This window comes from Geomonas sp. Red32 (assembly GCF_023652955.1).
Taxonomy (GTDB): domain Bacteria; phylum Desulfobacterota; class Desulfuromonadia; order Geobacterales; family Geobacteraceae; genus Geomonas.
In genome coordinates this window covers 120,483-139,119 of sequence record NZ_JAKLOY010000005.1, presented here as the reverse complement: position 1 = coordinate 139,119, position 18,637 = coordinate 120,483, and the positions used below count along the sequence as shown (strand labels likewise).

The 18,637-nt window shown below is 62.6% G+C and carries 18 protein-coding genes; 16 read left to right on the top strand and 2 right to left on the bottom strand.

Features of this window, described 5'->3' with window-relative positions:
* Positions 1-44: 44 nt before the first annotated feature.
* The 16 genes from L4X63_RS14490 (at position 45) to ptsP (ending at position 16,460) form a co-directional block, all read left to right on the top strand.
* A complete protein-coding gene (locus L4X63_RS14490; protein ID WP_250679359.1) occupies positions 45-1,055 on the top strand; it encodes an NAD-dependent epimerase in 1,011 nt (336 codons plus the stop codon).
* A 101-nt stretch (positions 1,056-1,156) separates the two neighbouring features.
* Positions 1,157-3,070 carry an LTA synthase family protein gene (locus tag L4X63_RS14485; protein ID WP_250679358.1) on the top strand — a complete coding sequence of 638 codons (1,914 nt, stop codon included), beginning with the start codon at positions 1,157-1,159 and terminating at the stop codon, positions 3,068-3,070.
* Between the two features lie 158 nt (positions 3,071-3,228).
* The gene (locus L4X63_RS14480; RefSeq protein ID WP_250679357.1) at positions 3,229-4,176 is read left to right on the top strand and encodes a GSU2086 family protein; all 948 of its coding nucleotides are present in this window, start codon (positions 3,229-3,231) and stop codon (positions 4,174-4,176) included.
* A 153-nt stretch (positions 4,177-4,329) separates the two neighbouring features.
* Positions 4,330-5,802, top strand: coding sequence for a bifunctional D-glycero-beta-D-manno-heptose-7-phosphate kinase/D-glycero-beta-D-manno-heptose 1-phosphate adenylyltransferase HldE (hldE, locus tag L4X63_RS14475; protein ID WP_250679356.1), 1,473 nt, complete (start codon positions 4,330-4,332; stop codon positions 5,800-5,802).
* A 52-nt stretch (positions 5,803-5,854) separates the two neighbouring features.
* The gene (gene gmd / locus L4X63_RS14470; protein WP_250679355.1) at positions 5,855-6,904 is read left to right on the top strand and encodes a GDP-mannose 4,6-dehydratase; all 1,050 of its coding nucleotides are present in this window, start codon (positions 5,855-5,857) and stop codon (positions 6,902-6,904) included.
* Positions 6,897-7,826 (top strand): GDP-L-fucose synthase, encoded by a 930-nt coding sequence (gene fcl, locus L4X63_RS14465; protein WP_250679354.1) that lies wholly within the window; start codon positions 6,897-6,899, stop codon positions 7,824-7,826. Before gmd ends, fcl begins: the two co-directional genes overlap by 8 nt.
* Before the next feature lie 273 nt (positions 7,827-8,099).
* Entirely contained in the window at positions 8,100-8,633 is a 534-nt protein-coding gene (lptC, locus tag L4X63_RS14460; protein WP_250679353.1) for an LPS export ABC transporter periplasmic protein LptC, read from the top strand.
* A complete protein-coding gene (gene lptA, locus L4X63_RS14455) occupies positions 8,630-9,121 on the top strand; it encodes a lipopolysaccharide transport periplasmic protein LptA (protein ID WP_250679352.1) in 492 nt (163 codons plus the stop codon). Before lptC ends, lptA begins: the two co-directional genes overlap by 4 nt.
* Entirely contained in the window at positions 9,102-9,839 is a 738-nt protein-coding gene (gene lptB / locus L4X63_RS14450; RefSeq protein ID WP_250679351.1) for an LPS export ABC transporter ATP-binding protein, read from the top strand. Before lptA ends, lptB begins: the two co-directional genes overlap by 20 nt.
* Before the next feature lie 135 nt (positions 9,840-9,974).
* A complete protein-coding gene (gene rpoN, locus L4X63_RS14445; protein WP_250679350.1) occupies positions 9,975-11,522 on the top strand; it encodes an RNA polymerase factor sigma-54 in 1,548 nt (515 codons plus the stop codon).
* Between the two features lie 59 nt (positions 11,523-11,581).
* Positions 11,582-12,124, top strand: coding sequence for a ribosome hibernation-promoting factor, HPF/YfiA family (gene hpf / locus L4X63_RS14440; protein WP_250679349.1), 543 nt, complete (start codon positions 11,582-11,584; stop codon positions 12,122-12,124).
* A gap of 85 nt (positions 12,125-12,209) precedes the next feature.
* The gene (gene hprK, locus L4X63_RS14435; RefSeq protein ID WP_250679348.1) at positions 12,210-13,160 is read left to right on the top strand and encodes an HPr(Ser) kinase/phosphatase; all 951 of its coding nucleotides are present in this window, start codon (positions 12,210-12,212) and stop codon (positions 13,158-13,160) included.
* 1 nt (position 13,161) lies between these two features.
* Positions 13,162-14,019, top strand: a complete 858-nt coding sequence (rapZ, locus tag L4X63_RS14430; RefSeq protein ID WP_250679347.1) for an RNase adapter RapZ — start codon at positions 13,162-13,164, stop codon at positions 14,017-14,019.
* Between the two features lie 3 nt (positions 14,020-14,022).
* The gene (locus tag L4X63_RS14425; protein ID WP_250679346.1) at positions 14,023-14,418 is read left to right on the top strand and encodes a PTS sugar transporter subunit IIA; all 396 of its coding nucleotides are present in this window, start codon (positions 14,023-14,025) and stop codon (positions 14,416-14,418) included.
* 31 nt (positions 14,419-14,449) lie between these two features.
* Positions 14,450-14,716, top strand: a complete 267-nt coding sequence (locus L4X63_RS14420; RefSeq protein WP_250679345.1) for an HPr family phosphocarrier protein — start codon at positions 14,450-14,452, stop codon at positions 14,714-14,716.
* On the top strand, positions 14,697-16,460 hold the full coding sequence (gene ptsP / locus L4X63_RS14415) for a phosphoenolpyruvate--protein phosphotransferase (RefSeq protein ID WP_250679344.1): 1,764 nt from the start codon (positions 14,697-14,699) through the stop codon (positions 16,458-16,460). The genes L4X63_RS14420 and ptsP overlap by 20 nt, the downstream gene beginning before the upstream one ends.
* A gap of 249 nt (positions 16,461-16,709) precedes the next feature.
* Here ptsP and L4X63_RS14410 read toward each other — a convergent pair whose 3' ends face one another.
* The gene (locus L4X63_RS14410) at positions 16,710-17,864 is read right to left on the bottom strand and encodes a double-cubane-cluster-containing anaerobic reductase (RefSeq protein WP_250679343.1); all 1,155 of its coding nucleotides are present in this window, start codon (positions 17,862-17,864) and stop codon (positions 16,710-16,712) included.
* A gap of 10 nt (positions 17,865-17,874) precedes the next feature.
* Positions 17,875-18,630, bottom strand: coding sequence for an acyl-CoA dehydratase activase (locus L4X63_RS14405; protein WP_350339194.1), 756 nt, complete (start codon positions 18,628-18,630; stop codon positions 17,875-17,877).
* Between the last annotated feature and the right edge of the window lie 7 nt (positions 18,631-18,637).

Sequence of the window (18,637 nt, the reverse complement as noted above, 5' to 3'; positions counted from 1 at the left end):
GTTTGTCGGTACGTTTCCATCCTATTTCAATGACGAGGGGTTCTATGGGAAAGGTTCTGGTAACAGGCGCCGCCGGTTTCATCGGATTTCACCTGTCGAAGCGGCTTCTAGGCCGGGGTGTGGAGGTCGTTGGCCTCGACAACGTCAACGACTACTATGACGTGCGGCTCAAGGAGGCGCGGCTGGCCCAGCTCACCCCGCTCCCCGGCTTCCGTTTCGTCAAGATGGACCTGGCCGATCGCGAGGCGATGGCGGATCTCTTCGCCAGGGAGCAGTTCCAGACGGTGGTGAACCTGGCCGCCCAGGCCGGCGTCCGCTACTCGCTGGTGAACCCCCACGCCTACACCGAAAGCAACATTACCGGCTTCATCAATATCCTGGAGGGGTGCCGTCACAACAAGGTGAAGCACCTCGTCTACGCCTCCTCCAGCTCGGTCTACGGGGCGAACACGGAGATGCCGTTCTCGGTGCACCACAACGTGGACCATCCCGTTTCGCTCTACGCCGCCACCAAGAAGGCCAACGAGCTGATGGCCCACACCTATTCGAGCCTCTACGGTCTGCCGACCACCGGGCTCAGGTTCTTCACCGTCTACGGACCGTGGGGACGCCCCGATATGGCGCTCTTCCTCTTCACCAAGGCCATCCTGGAAGGAAAGAGCATCGACGTCTTCAACAACGGCAAGATGCAGCGTGACTTCACCTACGTCGACGACATCGTCGAAGGGGTGATGCGGGTGATGGAAAAGATCCCGGCCGGCAACCCCGCCTGGAGCGGGAAGAGCCCGGACCCCGGTACCAGCTACGCGCCGTACCGGATCTACAACATCGGCAACAACTCCCCGGTGGAGCTTATGCGCTTCATCGAGGTGCTCGAGGACGCCCTCGGCAAGACGGCCCAGAAGAACCTCCTTCCCATCCAGCCGGGGGACGTTCCCGCCACCTACGCCGATGTCGACGATCTCATGAGGGATGTCGGTTTCAAGCCGTCCACCTCCATCGAGGAGGGGGTCGGCAAATTCGTCAAGTGGTACCGCGAGTACTACGGGAAGTAACGGCGCACCAGCTATCTTCGTCTTAGCCAACCTCTCCCTCCCCAGCTGGGGAGGGCGGAGGTGAGGATGGGGTAAAAGGAGAAGGTGTCTTAAGGAGCAAGATGTCGCACGACAGTAAAAAAGTGGCAGCAACCGGGAAATCCGGATTGGTCAGGGATTTCCCTTCTTTCGTCTTCAGGTACCTCCTTTTCTGGCTCACCTACTTCCTCATCTGCCGCCTGGCTTTCCTCGGTTACCACGGAGCAAAATCCGCCGGCCTCGGTGCCTCCACCCTGGCCGGAACGCTGGCCTATGGCGCCTACGCGGACCTTTCCGCAGCCGGCTACCTCTCCGTCATTCCGTACCTCACCTGGTTCGCCAACTCCCTCTTCCCCTTCCGGGGGGTGGCCAAATTCATCAAGTGGTACAGCTACCTGATGAGCGCCGTGGTGGCGGTGCTGACCATCGCCGACCTGCAGATCTACCAGGCCTGGGGAACCAAGCTCAACGCCCAGGCGCTCGTCTACCTCCAGCATCCCCGGGAGGCCTTCGCCTCCACTGCGTCGTCCCCCCTTTTCCTGCTGGTGGTGGCGGCGGTGATCCTCGGGTGGTGCGGGTGCTTCCTGTACCGGCTCTTCTGCAGCGGGCTTCCCATCCACCGGACCCCGCAGCGCTCGCTGGTGCGGCTTCCCCTCTTCGTCCTCTTCGCCGGAGTGATCTTCCTCGCGATCCGCGGGAGCGTGGGGGTGGCGGCCATGAACCCGAGCTTCGTCTACTTCTCGAGCACCCCCTTCGCGAACCATGCGGCCTTGAACGCCAGCTGGAACCTCATCTACGACACCAAGTACTACCTCAAGAAGAAGGGGAACAACTACGTCTACCTCTCCGACGCCGAGGTCAAGCAGCGGGTGGACCGCCTGTTCGGGAAAGGAATCCCCAACGACACCGATGAGGTGCTGACCACCAAGCGCCCGAACATTGTGCTGTTCATCATGGAGAGCTGGACCGCCGATGTGGTGGGCGCGCTCGGTGCCGAGAAGGGGATCGCCCCCTTCTTCGACGAACTGGCGGCCGGCGGCCTCCTCTGCACCGATTTCTACGCCAGCGGCTACCGGAGTTCCTTCGGGTTCCCCGCAGTTTTGCAGGGGTATCCCTCCAACCCGGACGGGACCATCCTCTCCCACCCGATGAAGATGGAGCGGCTTCCCACCCTGGGGGGCTCCCTCAAGCAGGCGGGGTACGCCACCCAGTTCCACTACGGCGGCGACGACCGGTTCGACGACATGATCGCCCTTTTGCACCACTCCGGGTTCGAGAAGATCGTCGATCGGGAATCGTTCGACAAGAAGGACATGGATTCCAAGTGGGGGGCGCAGGACGGCGTGCTCTTCAACCGGGTGATCGACGACCTGAGGAACGAGAGAACCCCCTTCTTCAGCGCCCTCTTCACCCTGAGCAGCCACGAGCCGTTCGAGGTCCCGATGGCCCCGGTCTATCCCGGCAACAGCGAGGCGGTGAAGCTCAAAAACGCCGTCCACTACGCGGACCTAAGCCTCAGGGCCTTCTTCGAGCGGGCAAGAAAGGAGCCGTGGTACGCCAACACCCTCTTCGTGTTCGTGGCCGATCACGGGCATCCGCTGCCGCTCAACCGGAACAACTACCAGCCGGAGCGCTACCGGATCCCGCTTCTTCTCTACGGGGAGGTGCTGAAGAAGGAATACCGCGGGACCCGCTTCACCAAGACCGCCTCGCAGTCGGACATCGCGGCCACCCTGCTGGCCCAGCTCGGGCTTCCCTACGAGCAGTTCCGCTGGAGCAACAACCTCTTCAACAAGAACCGGCAGAACTATGCCTATTACAACTTCCACACCGGTTTTGCCATGCGGACCGCCGACCAGACCACGGTGTTCGACGACGTGGCGAAGAAGGTGATCCTGCGGACCAACCCGGGACGGGGCGCCGCCCAGGATGCCGAGTCGTTAAAGGACACCCAGGCGTATTTGCAGTACCTCTACAAGGCGTACCAAGGGCTCTGAACAGGGGGTAGTAGGTCGCGTTGAGGTACGAAACGCGGCATTTTGCAGCAACGTTAATTGTTGCGTTTCACGATGAAGCCGTTCAACGCAACCTACGCCTCATAGACTTGTTGCTCACATAGAACCTGGAACTTCTTTCAATCGAAAGGATTTGACTTATGAAATACGCACCGCTAGATTTCACCGGGGTCACCACCTACCCGATCGCCACCCGAAACAACAAGGTCAATGTGAAGGACGACTTTGCCGGCCCGGTGCGGGCGGGGATGACCGTTGCCGACCTTTTGGCCGCCATGCCGAATCAGCTGGGCGCGCAGTCGCTCAACAAGATCATCGACTCGGTAGTGGCCGCCCGCGAGAAGGGGAAGCCGGTGGTGATGGCGATGGGCGGCCACGTCATCAAGTGCGGGTTACAGCCGGTTCTGAAGGCCCTCATCGAGGCGGACGTGGTGACCGCGGTAGCCTTGAACGGCTCCGGCTCCATCCATGACTTCGAGATCGCCCTGATCGGCGCCACCAGCGAGGACGTCGGTGCGGTACTTCATGCCGGGAACTTCGGGATGGCCGAGGAGACCGGGAAGCAGATCAACGAGGCCCTCAAGGCCGGCGTCGCCAAGGGGCTCGGCTACGGCGAATCGCTCGGGAGAATGATCCTCGAGCGCGAGCTTCCCTACCGCGAGCAGAGCCTGATGGCGACCTGCGTTAAAAACGAGATCCCGGTCACCGTCCACGTGGCGATCGGGACCGACATCACCCATCAGCACCCGAGCGCCGACGGGGCCGTCATCGGGCAGGCGAGCTACACCGACTTCAGGATCTTCACCTCGGTGGTCTCCTCGCTGGGGGACGGAGGCGTGTACCTGAACATCGGGAGCGCTGTGCTCCTTCCCGAGGTCTTCCTGAAGGCGCTCTCCATCGCGCAGAACCTGGGACACCACGTCGATCACTTCACCACCGCCAACTTCGACATGCAGCAGCACTACCGTCCGCTCACCAATGTAGTGAAGCGTCCCACGAGCGGCGAGAGCCGCGGCTACACCGTCACCGGCCATCACGAGATACTGATTCCGCTGCTGGCCGCCGGGGTGCTGAACAAGCTGAAATAAAAAATTCATCTGTCATAGCTTCGTCGCAACTTTTTGCTAAACTCTCTCAGTTTGCCTCTGTCATACGGCTGTGAGGTGCAAGATGGAGCACAGACTATAGCCGAAAGGCTTCAAAATGCAGAAGTAGAACACAGAACTGGTTTCGGAGTTTTTATGGATAGAAGAGAAGTCGAGTCGTTTCTTGACAAAGCCTCCACGGTTCGGGCGCTGGTAATTGGCGACCTGATGCTGGACGAGTACCTGTGGGGGAAAGCGGAACGTATTTCGCCGGAAGCACCGGTCCAGGTGGTGGAGGTGACCCGCGAGGACCTTCGCCTGGGAGGCGCCGGTAACGTCGTCAACAACCTCGCCGCACTCGGGTGCAGCGTGTCGGTCTGCTCGGTAATTGGCGCCGACGAAAACGGGGCCCTCCTGCGCCGCGCCTTCGAGGAGAAGAACGTCGGCATCGAGGGGCTTTTCGATGATCCGGCCAGAAAGACCAGCAAGAAGACCCGCGTCATCGCCGCCAACCAGCAGATCGTCCGCATCGACCGCGAGACCAAGTCCGCGGTGGGGCCCGAGGCCGAGGCGCTGATGACCGGCTACCTCCTCTCCTGCTGCTCCAACTTCGACGTCATCGTGGTCTCCGATTACCTCAAGGGTGTGCTCACCCCGGCGGTCCTCTCGGTGATCTGCAAGGCGGGGAGGACCCTCGGGATCCCGGTGGTGGTCGACCCCAAGGGGAGCGACTACCAGAAATACACCGGCGCGACCCTCCTCACCCCCAACCGCAAGGAGGCCGAGATCGCCTCCGGCATCACCATTGCCGACCAGGGAAGCCTGGAGCAAGCCGCCGATGTTCTCCTCGGAAAGCTGCAGCTCGACGCGCTCTTGATCACCCGCAGCGAGGCGGGGATGTCCCTCTTCCCGGCCAAGGGTGAAGCGGTCCACATCCCGACCGTGGCCCGCGAAGTCTTCGACGTCACCGGCGCCGGCGATACCGTCATCTCGGTCCTCTCCCTGGGACTCGCCTGCGGCCTCTCCATGGCCGATGCCTCCTGGGTCGCCAACGTCGCGGCCGGCATCGCGGTCGGCAAGCTCGGGACCTCCACCGTCTCCCCGGCCGAGATCGTCGCCGAGGTTGGCCACGGCCAGACCGACAGCGACACCAAGATCAAGAACCTCGACGTGCTGGCCCACCTGGTGAGCGCGGAGCGCGGGCGCGGGAAGAAGGTGGTCTTCACCAACGGCTGCTTCGACCTTCTCCACGTGGGGCACGTCAAGTACCTGCAGAAGGCCCGCTCGCTGGGGGATCTCCTCGTCGTGGGGCTCAACTCGGACGCCTCGGTCCGCCGCCTCAAAGGGGAGAAACGGCCCCTGATCGAGCAGGCGGAGCGGGCCCACATCCTGGCCGCCCTGGATTGCATCGACTACGTGGTGATCTTCGACGAAGACACCCCGCTCGCCGTCATCGAGGCGCTCCGCCCGGACGTCCTGGTCAAGGGGGGCGACTACACCCTCGACGGCGTCGTGGGGCGCGAGGTGGTGGAGTCGAACGGCGGGCGGGTGGAGCTCGTCCAGTTCGTCGACGGACGCTCCACCAGCCGCATCATCGAGAAGATACTGGCCAATTACGAGCCGGCCTAGCCGGCCGATCCTTTTGCCGTTAGATTTAATTTCGACCGCCACCGGAGGCACCATGAAAAAAGCACTCATCACCGGCATCACCGGGCAGGACGGCTCCTATCTCGCCGAACTGCTCCTCTCCAAGGGATACCAGGTTCACGGCATGATCCGCCGCTCCTCCTCCTTCAACACGGGGCGCATCGACCACATCTACCGCGACCCGCACGAGGCGGGGACCAAGCTCTTTCTCCACTACGGTGACCTGAACGACGCGAGCTCCATCAACCGGATCCTGCGCGAGGTACGCCCGGACGAGATCTACAACCTCGGTGCCCAGAGCCACGTCAGGGTCTCTTTCGACGTTCCCGAGTACACCGGCGAGGTCGATGCCCTGGGCGCGGTAAGGATTCTCGAAGGGATCCGCGAAACCGGCATCTCGCCGCGCTTCTACCAGGCCTCATCCTCGGAGCTTTACGGGAAGGTGGTGGAGACTCCCCAGAAGGAGACCACCCCCTTCTATCCCCGCTCCCCGTACGCGGCCGCCAAGGCCTACGCCTACTACATCACCCTGAACTACCGGGAGAGCTACGACCTCTTCGCCTGCAACGGGATCCTCTTCAACCACGAATCCCCCCGCCGCGGCGAGACGTTCGTTACCAGGAAGATCACCCGCGCGGCGGCCAGGATCAAGCTGGGGCTGCAGCACTGCCTCTACCTGGGGAACCTCGATGCCAAGAGGGACTGGGGCTTCGCCGGCGATTACGTCGAGGCGATGTGGCTCATGCTCCAGCAGGAGACCGCCGACGACTTCGTGGTCGCCACCGGTGAGACCCACAGCGTCCGCGAGTTCGCCGAACTGGTCTTCGGACGCCTCGGGATGCACCTCGAGTGGCAGGGAGAAGGGGCGCATGAGAAGGGGATCGACATCAAGACCGGCAAGGTGGTGATCGAGATCGATCCCCGCTACTTCCGTCCGGCCGAGGTCGACCTGCTGCTCGGTGATCCCGCCAAGGCCAAGCGCGTCCTCAAGTGGGAGCCGAAGACCACCTTCCAGGGGCTGGTGGAGATGATGACCGACACCGACCTGGCGCTCGCCGAAAGGGAGATGCGCGCCAATGGATAAGGGAGGGAAGGTCTTCGTTGCGGGGCACCGCGGCCTGGTCGGGTCCGCCATCGTGCGCGAACTCGAGGGGCAGGGGTACGGCAACCTGGTGGTGAGGACGAGCAAGGAGCTGGACCTGCGCGACCAGGCGGCCACCGCCGCCTTCTTCGCCGCCGAGCGTCCCGATTACGTGCTGGTGGCCGCCGCCAAGGTGGGAGGAATCGTCGCCAACAACAGCTACCCGGCCGATTTCATCTACGACAACCTGATGATCCAGAACAACGTGGTCCACAGCGCGTACCTGAACGGGGTCAAGAAGCTCCTCCTTTTGGGGAGCACCTGCATCTACCCGAAGATGGCCCCCCAGCCGATCAAGGAGGAGTACCTCCTGACCGGGCCGCTGGAGCCCACCAACGAGCCGTACGCCATCGCCAAGATCGCCGGGATCAAGATGTGCCAGTCCTACAACCGGCAGTACGGGACCCGCTTCATCAGCGCCATGCCGACCAACCTCTACGGCCCCAACGACAACTTCGACCTGACCACCTCCCACGTCCTCCCCGCGCTGTTGCGGAAGTTCCACGAGGCCAAGGTGGCCGGCGAGCCCGAGGTGGTGGTCTGGGGGAGCGGCACCCCCTACCGCGAGTTCGTCCATGTGGACGACGTGGCCCGCGCCTCGGTCTTCCTCATGCAGAACTACGAGGGGAACGAGCCGGTCAACATCGGCTCCGGCGTGGAGCTGACCATCAAGGAGCTGGCGCTCAAGATCGGCGAGGTGGTCGGCTACCGCGGCGACATCCGCTTCGACGCCTCCAAGCCCGACGGCACCCCCAGAAAGCTCTGCGACGTCGCGCGCATCCATGAGCTCGGCTGGCGCCACCAGATTGAGCTGGAGGAGGGGCTGAAGAGCACCTACGGCTGGTACCTCTCCCAGCTCGCCTAGCTTCGGGACTCCCCCCCTTGATATTCGGGATAGCAGCCGAAACGGGTCCCCCCTTTGAAAAAGGGGGGACAGGGGGGATTTGGTGATCCGGTGGCAGCAAGGAAAATCTCCCTAAATCCCCCCTTTTTCAAAGGGGGACTTTCTTTCTTCAATCTTTGTGCCAAATCGTGCCATCCCCGGAAAAACAGGCTTTACACCCCTTTTTGATGATGGTATACTTCGGCAAAAAATATGGATAAACTTAATAAAATCAGGCGATTTGTCGCGGCGGTCTTGATCTTGGCCACCCTCCTCATGATCGCCTTCATACTCTTCAAATTGCGCGCGAATAACCTCCCCGGGGTGAAGGTCGCCAAGCTCCCGGTGCAGGTCGACATCTCCCTGCAGAAGGTCCACTACACCGAGACCAAGGAAGGGAAGAAACGGTGGGATCTCACCGCCGACCGCGCCGAGTACAACAAGAAGGCCGACACCACCTCGCTTTCCGGGGTGCGTTTCTCGGTCGCCGGCAACGAGCGGACCGGTGAACTGCTGGTCACCGCCCAGCGCGCCGACTACAACAACACGACCCGGGATCTCACCCTCACCGGAGAGGTCCACGGCACAAGCAGTAAAGGACTTGAGTTCTTCGCCCCCAGTGTCAGCTACGTGGCCGCCCGCTCGCTCATCAAAAGCGGCGACCGGGTCCGGCTGGTGGACCAGGGGCTGGAACTTGAAGGGGTGGGAATGGAGTTACTGACACAAAGCCGCAAGCTGCGGCTTTTGAGCGAGGTCAAGGCGGTCTACCGGCCGGGGAGGGGGAAATGATGCGATCCTTTTTCCTGATGGCGCTGGTCCTTGTGGCTACGGCCTCGCATCTTTGGGCGGCGCCGGCGGCTAAAAAAGAGCCGCTTACCATCAAGTCCGACACCCTCAATGCCGATAATGAGAAAAAGACCGCGGTCTTCGAGGGGAAGGTGGTGGCCCGCCAGGGCGACATGACCCTCTACGCGGACCGGCTGGTGATCACCTACTCGGGTGACGGCAAGGAGCTCTCCAAAGTGGAGGCCTACGGCAACGTCCGTATGCTGCAGGGCAGCCGGCAGGCGACCGGCGGCCACGCCGTTTATCATCCGAAAGAGCGGACCATCGTGCTCGATCAGTCCCCCAAGGTGGTGCAGGGGAACGACGTGGTGACCGGCAGCGAGATCACCTATTACCTCGACCAGCAGCGGAGCGTGGCGCGCGGCGGACAGGGGAGAAGGGTGGAGGTGGTGATTCACCCCGGGGAGCAGAATGCCGGCAAAAAACCGTAGCACGCTCCGGACCGAAGGGCTCGTCAAGGGGTTCGACAAGCGCCGGGTGGTGAACGGGGTCGACCTCCACGTCTCCAGCGGCGAGGTGGTGGGGCTCCTGGGTCCCAACGGCGCCGGCAAGACCACCACCTTCTACATGGTGGTAGGGCTCGCCCGCCCGGACTCCGGCCGGGTCCTCTTCGACGAGGAGGAGATCACTCAGCTCCCGATGTACCTGCGGGCCCGGCGCGGCATCAGCTACCTGCCGCAGGAACCCTCGGTCTTTCGAAAACTTTCCGTCCGTGACAATCTGATGGCGGTCCTGGAGACCATGCCGCTCTCCCCAATGAGAAGGCGGGAGCGGGTCGAAGAGCTCCTCGGGGAATTCCGGGTCGAGCACATCGCCAACAGCAAGGGGTACGCCCTTTCCGGGGGCGAGAGGCGGCGGGTGGAGATCGCCCGGGCGCTGGCCACCAACCCGGCCTTCATCCTTTTGGACGAGCCGTTCGCCGGCATCGATCCCATCGCGGTCATCGACATCCAGAACATCATCACCGAGCTCAAGGAAAAGGGGCTCGGCGTCCTGATCTCGGACCACAACGTCCGTGAAACCTTGGGGGTCTGCGACAAGGCCTACATCATGAGCGCGGGGGAAGTGCTGGAATGCGGCGACCCGCAGCAGATCTCGCAGAGCAAGAAGGCGCGCGAGATCTACCTGGGGGAGAAGTTCCGTCTCTAAGAGTTAACCCGGCTCGCTAAGCGCCTCCGGCAGGGCTATAATAGCTGTCAGAGGGCTTCCGGCGCCTTTCCGGGGCACGCGAGCGGTTCCCCCGCACCTTGAAATTCAGATCCATTCGGCAGTCAAAGAGGACTTATGGCCATAGAGATGCGCCAGCAGATGAAATTGAGTCAGCAGTTGGTGATGACCCCCCAGCTGCAGCAGGCCATCAAACTCCTTCAACTTTCCCGGCTGGAACTCCAGGATGTGGTCCGCCAGGAGCTGGAGGAAAATCCCGTCCTTGACGAGGTTCTGGACCAGGAGGAAATCCGGGAGCCGGAGCAGCTGGAGATCAGAGAGAAGGAGCTGGAGCCCGAGAGTCCCGCCAACGACTTCCAGGAGGTAAGGGCGGGGGAGGAGACCCGCGAGACCGACTGGGACTCCTACATCGACGGCTACAACTACTCTTCCGGTGAGCAGTACTACGACGACGAGGACCGCCCCTCCTTCGAAAACCTCCTCACCAAGAAATCCACCCTTTTCGACCATCTCATCTGGCAGCTCTCGCTGACCCGGCTCACCGAGCGCGAGACCGTGGTGGGGGCCGAGATCATCGGCAACATCGACGAGGACGGCTACCTCCGCGCGAGCCTCGAGGACGTGGCCGCGGCCTGCGTCCGGGTCGCTCCCTTCACCGGGGAGGTGCTGGAGTGGTCGGGGCTCACCGCCGGCGACCCCGAGGAGAAGCTGCAGGAGTCGGCCGACGCCTTCGCCGAGAGCGTGCTGGTCCCGCTGGCCCAGTCGGTCCTCAAGAGGATCCAGGAGTTCGACCCGGTCGGGGTCGGTTCCCGCGATCTGCGCGAATGCCTCCTGTTGCAGGTGCAAAGCCTCGGCATGGGGGGGACGCTCGTGGAGGCGCTGCTACGCGACCACCTGAAGGACCTGGAGGCCCGGCGCTACAAACAGGCCGCCAAGGTGCTCGGGGTGGACGTGAACGACATCCTGGCCGCCTCCCGGATCATCGCCGAGTTCGATCCCAAGCCCGGGCGGCTCTTCGGCTCCGACGACGTCCAGTACATCTCGGCCGACATCTTCGTCCACAAGGTAGGCGACGAGTACGTGGTGGTCTTGAACGACGAGGGGATGCCCAACCTCCGGATCAACCCGCTCTACTCCCCCGACGCCAAGAGCTCCCGCTCGGTCGACAAGCAGGCCGAGGAGTACATCGGCGAGAAGATGCGCTCCGCCATCTGGCTCATCAAGAGCATCCAGCAGCGCCAGCGCACCATCTTCAAGGTTGCCAAGTCCCTGATCAAGTTCCAGCGCGACTTTTTGGACCGCGGCATCGAGTACCTGAAACCGCTGGTATTGCGCGACATCGCCGAGGACATCGGGATGCACGAGTCGACCATCAGCCGCGTCACCACCAACAAGTACATGCAGACCCCCCAGGGGCTCTTCGAGCTGAAATACTTCTTCAACTCCGGCATCTCCACCGGCGAGGGGGATTTCATCGCCTCCGAGAGCGTGAAGAGCAAGATCAAGGAACTGGTGGATGCGGAGGATCCCAAGCGCCCCTATTCCGACCAGCGCCTGGCCGAACTCCTTTCCACCCACAACATCGTCATTGCCAGAAGGACCGTTACCAAGTACCGCGAGATGCTCCGGATCGGGTCGTCCTCGGAGCGCAAGAAGCATTTCTGACGCCGCTCCCCGAATCCGCGGGGCTGGGGCGTGTATTACAATACAGGGAGGTACGAGGTATGCAGATCACCACCACATTCAGGCACATGGAGCCCAGCGACGCCCTGAAAGGGTATGCCGAGGAAAAGCTGGAGAGGGTTAAGAAATATATAGACGAACCCATCGTCGTCCAGGTATTCCTTACCGTCGAGAAGATCCGCCACCTGGCCGAAGTCACCATCACGGCCAAGGGGATCACCATCAAGGCCGCTGAAGAATCGAACGACATGTACGCCTCCCTCGACGCGGTCGCCGACAAGATCGAGCGCCAGCTCCGCCGCTTCAAGGAGCGGATCAAGGCCCACAAGCCGTCCGAGGCCCGCGAGCGCAACGTCCAGAAGGCCATCGTCGAAGCCAAAAGCATCGACGAGAGCAAGGAGCCGGTCATCGTCAAGACCAAGAGCTTCACCATGAAGCCGATGTCGGTCGAAGAGGCCGTCATGCAGATGGAGCTCCTCCACAAGGACTTCCTGGTCTACACCGAGGCATCCACCGAGACCATCAGCGTGGTCTACCGCAGAAAAGACGGCAACTACGGGCTGATCGCCACCGAGAATCCCTAACCCGCGCTAGGGGGGCGCGCCGGGCGCGCCCCCCTTCCTCTCACCGGACCACCGGCTCCCTGAAAGGTCATATGCAGTGACGATAATGAGCCTGAGCATCAAGGATCTCCTGGAAGACAAGGCCTACGGGCTGGATCTCCAGCTCATCGGGGGAGAGGCGGGGTTGGGCAACCGGCTCTTCAGCTCCCGCATCCAGAAACCGGGGCTGGCGCTGACCGGGTACACCGAGCACCTCCATCCCGACCGCGTCCAGGTGCTGGGCAACACCGAGATCTCCTACCTGTCGCAGGTGCCCGAAGAGACCGGCCGCCGCCACATCGAGAAACTCTGCTCCTACCCCATCGCCTGCTTCATCGTCACCAAGGGGCTCGATCCCCCCTCCTTCATCAAGGAGTCGGCCGAGGCGGCCGGGATCCCGCTCCTCTCGACCCATCACCAGTCCTCGACCTTCATCTCGCTCATCACCAAGTTCCTCGAGGAGAGCCTGCTTCCTTCGACCCACATCCACGGCGTCCTGGTGGACGTCCTCGGGGTGGGCGTTTTGCTGCTGGGCAAAAGCGGCATCGGCAAGAGCGAGTGCGCCCTCGACCTGGTGATCCGCGGGCACCGTTTGGTGGCCGACGACGTGGTCCATATCAAGAAGAAGATGCCGGCCGCCCTGGTGGGGCAGGCCGGAGAATCGATCCAGCACCATATGGAGATCCGCGGCCTGGGGATCATCAACATCAAGGACCTCTACGGGGTCTCCTCGATCCGCGAGAAGAAGATCGTCGACATGGTGCTGGAGCTGGTTGAATGGGACGCCAACCAGGAGTACGAGCGTCTGGGGATCGACGACCAGGTGAAGACCGTTTTAGGCGTCGATCTCCCCCACCTGAAGATCCCGGTCCGGCCGGGGAGAAACCTCACCTCGATTATCGAGGTGGCGGCCAGGAACTTCCTTTTGAAGGGGATGGGGTACCACTCCGCCCGCGAGTTCCACGAGAAGCTTTTGGCCCGCATGGAGTTCAGGCCGCTGGGGAACGAGGTCGAATAGCATGCGTATCGTGATCATCACCGGGCTCTCCGGGTCCGGAAAGTCCACCGCCGTCCGGGCGCTGGAGGACGAAGGCTTCTTCTGCCTCGACAACCTCCCGGTCTCGCTCGCCTCCACCTTCATCGAGCTGGTGGAGAACTCGCGGGAGAGCGTCAAGGACGTGGCGATGGTGATGGACATCCGGAGCCGCGACTTCATCAAGGGGTACGACAAGGTCTTCAAGAGCATCGCCAAGGCCGGCCACACCCTGAAGATCTTCTTCTTCGAGGCGACCGACGAGGTGCTGATCCGGCGCTTCTCCGAGACCCGCAGGCGCCATCCCGCCCTGGAGGGGGGGACGGTCCCCGAGGGGATCCGCTTCGAGCGCGACCAGCTGGCCGGGCTCCGGCGGATCGCCACCAACATCTTCGACACCTCCGAGATGAACGTCCACCGCCTGAAGGAGGTGGTGATCTCGACGGTGATGGGAAGCGAGAAGGGGATGGAGATGCAGGTGAACCTGCAATCCTTCGGCTACCGTTACGGCCTTCCCCTGGAAAGCGACCTGGTGATGGACGTCCGCTTCCTCCCCAACCCCTACTTCGTCCCGGCGCTCAGGCCGTTCTCGGGGCTCGACCAGGGGGTGAGGGACTTCGTCCTGGGGCACGAGGAGACGGTGGTCTTCCTGGAGCGCTTCAGGAACATGCTGGAATTTCTGCTTCCCGGTTACCGCCGGGAGGGGAAGTCGTACCTGTCGGTATCGATCGGCTGCACGGGGGGGCGCCACCGCTCGGTGGCCATCGCCCAGGAGCTGTACCAGTACTTCAGGCAGAGAAACGTGAACATCAAAATAACCCATAGGGACATCGAGAAGGGATAGAAGATGATAGGACTGGTCGTGGTAGCGCACGCCGGGGTGGCCAACGAGCTGGTGGCCGCCGCGGAGATGATCGTGGGCAAGCTGGAGCTTGCCGAGGCGGTGGGGATCGACCCGCAGGCCTCGGCAGCTACCGTCATGGACTCCATCAAGGAGGCGGTTGCCCGGGTCTCCGGCGACGGGGCCATCATAATGACCGACATGTTCGGGGGGACACCCTCCAACATGAGCCTCTCTTTCCTCGCGGAAGGGAAGGTCGAGGTGGTGACCGGCGTGAATCTCCCCATGCTGATCCGTTTCACCCAGGACCGCAGCCGTGTCCAGGTACACGACCTGGCCGTGAAGCTTTTGGAGAGCGGCCGGGAGGGGATCCTGGTGGCCGGCGACTACCTTAAGAAGTGATACGAGGCGGCATGCCCGCCGGAGAGGATATATGATCGAAGGTGAATTCGTCATTCCCAACAAGCTCGGTCTTCACGCCAGGGCCTCCGCGCTCCTGGTGAAGACCGCGACCCGCTTCGCCTCCGAGATCCGCATCGAGCGGGAGGGGGTGGAGGTCAACGGCAAGAGCATCATGGGGATCATGATGCTGGCGGCCGGCAAAGGGAGCACCGTCGTGCTCAAGGTGGAGGGTCCGGACGACGCCGAGGCCTTCGCTACCGTCGGGGAACTGATTCGCAATGGGTTCGGAGAGGAGTGACAGCAAAGAGCTGAAGGGGATCGGCGCCTCCGGTGGCATCGCCATCGGCCGGGTGCGGATCACCGACCGCCGCCGCGTGCAGGTGGCCGAGCACCCCGTCCGGGCCGACGAGATCCCGGTGGAGTTGGCCCGGCTCGCCAAGGCTATCGAGCGCGCGAAGCTCGATCTCGCCACCCTCAAGAACCAGCTGGCCGCCACCCACGGCCCCGAGCACCTCTGCGTGATCGACGCCCACCTGCTCCTATTGGACGACAACACGCTGGTGGGCGAGACCACCCAGTACATCCAGCAGCTCGGGATCAACGCGGAGGGGGCGCTCAAGAGGACGCTCAATCGCGTCAAGTCGTTCTTCAACAACGTTGAGGACGAGTACCTCCGGGAGCGCGGCAACGACATCGAGACGGTGGTCGAGCGGGTGCTGAGGACCATGGTGGGGGAGCGGCTGGAGCCGATAATCCGCGCCGGCGACGGCCGGGTCATCGTGGCTGCGCACGACCTCTCGCCGGCCGACATCCTGCAGATCGACAAGTCCCAGGTGATCGGTTTCGTGACCGAGCTGGGGGGTAAGACCTCCCATTCCACCATCCTCGCCCGCGCCTTCGAGATTCCCGCCGTGGTGGGGTTGGAACGAATCACCGCCGAGGTCGCCGACGGCGACCGGGTCATCATCGACGGCACCGCCGGCGTCGTGATCGTCAACCCGACCGCCGATCAGTTCCGCGAGTACCTGAACCGCAAGCACCGCTACGAGTACATCGAACGCGAGCTTTTGAAGCTGCGGGACCTTCCCGCCGTCACCCTGGACGGCCACCGGATGCGCCTCAAGGGGAACATCGAGCTGGTCGAGGAGGTTGCCTCCCTCAAGAAACACGGAGGGGAAGGGGTCGGCCTCTACCGCACCGAGATGCTCTTTTTGAACCGCGACCACCTTCCCACCGAGGAGGAGCAGTTCCAGGCCTACTCCGCCATCGTGAAGCAGATGGCGCCCCACCCGGTCACCATCAGGACCCTCGACATCGGCGGCGACAAGTTCCTGAACGATCTCAACGTCTGCGACGAGATGAACCCGGCCTTGGGGGTCAGGGCCATCAGGCTTTCGCTCAGGAACCCGCAGGCGTTCAAGGCGCAACTCAAAGCGATCCTGCGCGCGAGCGCCTACGGCAAGGTCCGCCTCTTCTTCCCGATGGTCTCCGGGATTGCCGAGGTGCGGGCGGCCAAGGCCCTCTTCGAGGAGGCCAAGAAGGAACTGGCCGGCGTGCATCCCTTCGACGAGGAGATCAAGGTCGGGATCATGATCGAGATCCCGTCGGCGGTGATGATCGCCGACCTGTTGGCCGCCGAGGTTGATTTCTTCAGCGTGGGGACCAACGACCTCATTCAGTACACCCTGGCCATCGACCGCACCAACGAGCATCTCTCCCCGCTGTACGAACCGCTGCACCCCGCGGTGCTCCGCTCCTTGAAGCGGGTGGTGGACGCCGCCCATCACGCCGGGATCGAGGCCTGCATCTGCGGCGAGATGGCCGGGGAGCCCGAGTTCCTCCCCGTTCTCTTGGGTATGGGGTTCGACGAGCTCTCCATGAACGCCGGCTCCATCTCCCGCGTCAAGAAGATCCTCAGGCGCTGCACCATGGAGGCCGCCCGTGAGGTGGTCGAGCGCATCCTGAGCTTCCGCACCGCCGAAGAGGCCGATGCCTACCTCAAGGGTGAGATCTCCGCCCGTTTCTCCGAAAGCTTCGACTGATCCCGTTCGCCCATTTCGGACTGCCCTTCAAACAAAACACTGCTCCCGCCCCGTGGCCCCTAAAAAAGTCCCCTTTGCAGGCTCATCTGCGGATATTCGGCGAACGTTCGCGGAAAAGGCATCGTGAAGGGGACTGGGGGGCGGCAGGCACCGCAAAGAATTCTGGGGGTACTGCAGAGTCAAACGGAAAGGAATCAGGCGGGAGAGTGGAACGAAGGGGAGGGCCGGTGGCCCCCCCCGAATAGCAGGCTAGCACATCTCCAAGGCGGCACCGATACGGGTCTTCAGCTGGCCCAGGTCCTGCGAGGAGAAGTCGGTGACGATCTTGAGGTAGTTGGTACCCAACTCGTTGCGGACCAGGGATTCTACCTTTACCGCTTCAACGTTGTAGGTGTGGCAGGACTGCAGTACCAGGTCGATGACGAGGTCCGGCTTGAGGAGGTCGACCTGCTCCTTGAGAACCTCCATCCGCCCCGTGTTAGGCGTCATGCAGGCACAGGGGATTTCCAGATAGCGCTTGGCGATGGCCATCAGCGGGTCGCCGCTTCCCTCCTCGATCCTTCCCGCGAACGCCTTGAGCCCGGTGCAGCTGTCCAGGCCAACGATGGCCGCGCCTTCCTCGTCCACCAGCTTCAACACCTTCAGGACGTCCCCACCAACCGGACACCCCGTTATCAGTACGCGCTTCGCCCCTTCCGGCGAGGTGAAAACCCTCTTCTCGCGCCGCTCGGCCAGTATGGCGACGATCTCCTCCAGCTTGGCGACGGTTTCTTCACCGTTGGATACCATGGCGTAGGTGGTTACGTCGTACATCTCCTGCCAGGTGATGACCGCGGGCCGTTGCCCGCCGAAGGCCAGGATCTTCTCCACCAGGGCGTTTTTCCTGTTGGTATCCCGGATAGCTCCTTCGAGGGCTTCGTTCCCTATGACGGTATCGAAACTCGTCTCCAGAAACTTCTTGAACCCGTTGATCGAGTGGCGCCAGTACTCTACGGCTCCTTCCCGGGTCGGGCACTGGGGAAGGTCGAGGACGTGCAGCGGGCGCTTCTTCTCGATAAGCTCGAACATCTTCTTCTTCCCGTCGCAGGTTGTTTCGCCGACCACGGCGTCGGTTACCTCGAAGAAGGGGCAAGTCTTCAGCTCGATGAACCCGTAGCTCGATTTGATGAGCGGGCAGAGGTTGACCGGGAGGGTTTCCTCCGCTTTGGGGATCGAGGCGTTGGAGAAGGCGCAGAGAACGGCGGGGACTCCCCCCATGGCCCAGACGAGCTCCACCGGTGCATAGGAGCAGTAGGCTCCCACGACCTTCGCGCCGGCTTCCCGGCTCTTTAGCACCTGGGCGAGGGCCCTCTTCAGGGGCAGATCGGTGTACTCGTCGTCGAAAAGCGGGGTCATGCTACCCATACCATCCTCCTTATCCAAGCCGCATCAGGCTGTTTTTTGCTACCATGGCGGCGCCGTAGGCGCCGAAAAAATCGGGATACTCCGGAACAACCACCTCTTTGGCGAGTGCGTCGGCCAGGAACTTCACGAGCGTCCCGTTTCTGGCACCTCCCCCTACGAAGAGGACCGAGGCCGAATCGGCGGTCAGGATCCTGGAGAGAAGGGAGACCAGCTTCACCAGCAGCGACTCATGCACGGCGCGGGCGATGTCTTCCACCGACCTGCCGGAGGTCAGAAGCGAGATCACCTCGGATTCCGCGAACACCGTGCAGGTACTGTTGATCTCGAAGGAGCGCTCCCCCCTCAAGGCCGCAGCCACCAGTTCGTCGAGGGTGAGTCCCAGCGTGGCCGCCATCATCTCGAAGAACTTTCCGGTCCCGGCCGAGCATTTGTCGTTCATCTCGAATTTCAGGAGCTGACCGTTGTTGCGGTCGATGGAGAGTACCTTGGTGTCCTGGCCGCCGAGATCTATCACTGTCCCGATCTCACGGTGGAAACGATGGGCGGCGGTCGCATACGCCTTGATTTCGGTGGCCGCCTCGCCCCCAAGCACTTTCTGGGAAAGAAAGCGGCCGTACCCGGTGGAAGCGATGGCGTCCCAGCTATAGCTTTCGCGGATGCCGGCGAGCTGGGACGCGAGATCGATCGAGGTGGCGCCGCGAAACCGTTCGGTGACTTCGAACGTATCCGCGTCCATCACTACGAACTCGATGCTGCGTGAACCTATGTCAATG

What these genes read in the sequence shown, in the direction of transcription:
- L4X63_RS14425 (WP_250679346.1), top strand. Translation starts at nt 14,023, where the DNA reads ATGATAGGACTGGTCGTGGTAGCGCACGCCGGGGTGGCCAACGAGCTG.
- hldE (WP_250679356.1), top strand. Translation starts at nt 4,330, where the DNA reads ATGGATAGAAGAGAAGTCGAGTCGTTTCTTGACAAAGCCTCCACGGTT.
- hpf (WP_250679349.1), top strand. Translation starts at nt 11,582, where the DNA reads ATGCAGATCACCACCACATTCAGGCACATGGAGCCCAGCGACGCCCTG.
- fcl (WP_250679354.1), top strand. Translation starts at nt 6,897, where the DNA reads ATGGATAAGGGAGGGAAGGTCTTCGTTGCGGGGCACCGCGGCCTGGTC.
- L4X63_RS14420 (WP_250679345.1), top strand. Translation starts at nt 14,450, where the DNA reads ATGATCGAAGGTGAATTCGTCATTCCCAACAAGCTCGGTCTTCACGCC.
- L4X63_RS14410 (WP_250679343.1), bottom strand. Translation starts at nt 17,864, where the DNA reads ATGGGTAGCATGACCCCGCTTTTCGACGACGAGTACACCGATCTGCCC.
- ptsP (WP_250679344.1), top strand. Translation starts at nt 14,697, where the DNA reads ATGGGTTCGGAGAGGAGTGACAGCAAAGAGCTGAAGGGGATCGGCGCC.
- lptA (WP_250679352.1), top strand. Translation starts at nt 8,630, where the DNA reads ATGATGCGATCCTTTTTCCTGATGGCGCTGGTCCTTGTGGCTACGGCC.
- L4X63_RS14480 (WP_250679357.1), top strand. Translation starts at nt 3,229, where the DNA reads ATGAAATACGCACCGCTAGATTTCACCGGGGTCACCACCTACCCGATC.
- gmd (WP_250679355.1), top strand. Translation starts at nt 5,855, where the DNA reads ATGAAAAAAGCACTCATCACCGGCATCACCGGGCAGGACGGCTCCTAT.
- rpoN (WP_250679350.1), top strand. Translation starts at nt 9,975, where the DNA reads ATGGCCATAGAGATGCGCCAGCAGATGAAATTGAGTCAGCAGTTGGTG.
- L4X63_RS14485 (WP_250679358.1), top strand. Translation starts at nt 1,157, where the DNA reads ATGTCGCACGACAGTAAAAAAGTGGCAGCAACCGGGAAATCCGGATTG.
- L4X63_RS14490 (WP_250679359.1), top strand. Translation starts at nt 45, where the DNA reads ATGGGAAAGGTTCTGGTAACAGGCGCCGCCGGTTTCATCGGATTTCAC.
- hprK (WP_250679348.1), top strand. Translation starts at nt 12,210, where the DNA reads ATGAGCCTGAGCATCAAGGATCTCCTGGAAGACAAGGCCTACGGGCTG.
- rapZ (WP_250679347.1), top strand. Translation starts at nt 13,162, where the DNA reads ATGCGTATCGTGATCATCACCGGGCTCTCCGGGTCCGGAAAGTCCACC.
- lptB (WP_250679351.1), top strand. Translation starts at nt 9,102, where the DNA reads ATGCCGGCAAAAAACCGTAGCACGCTCCGGACCGAAGGGCTCGTCAAG.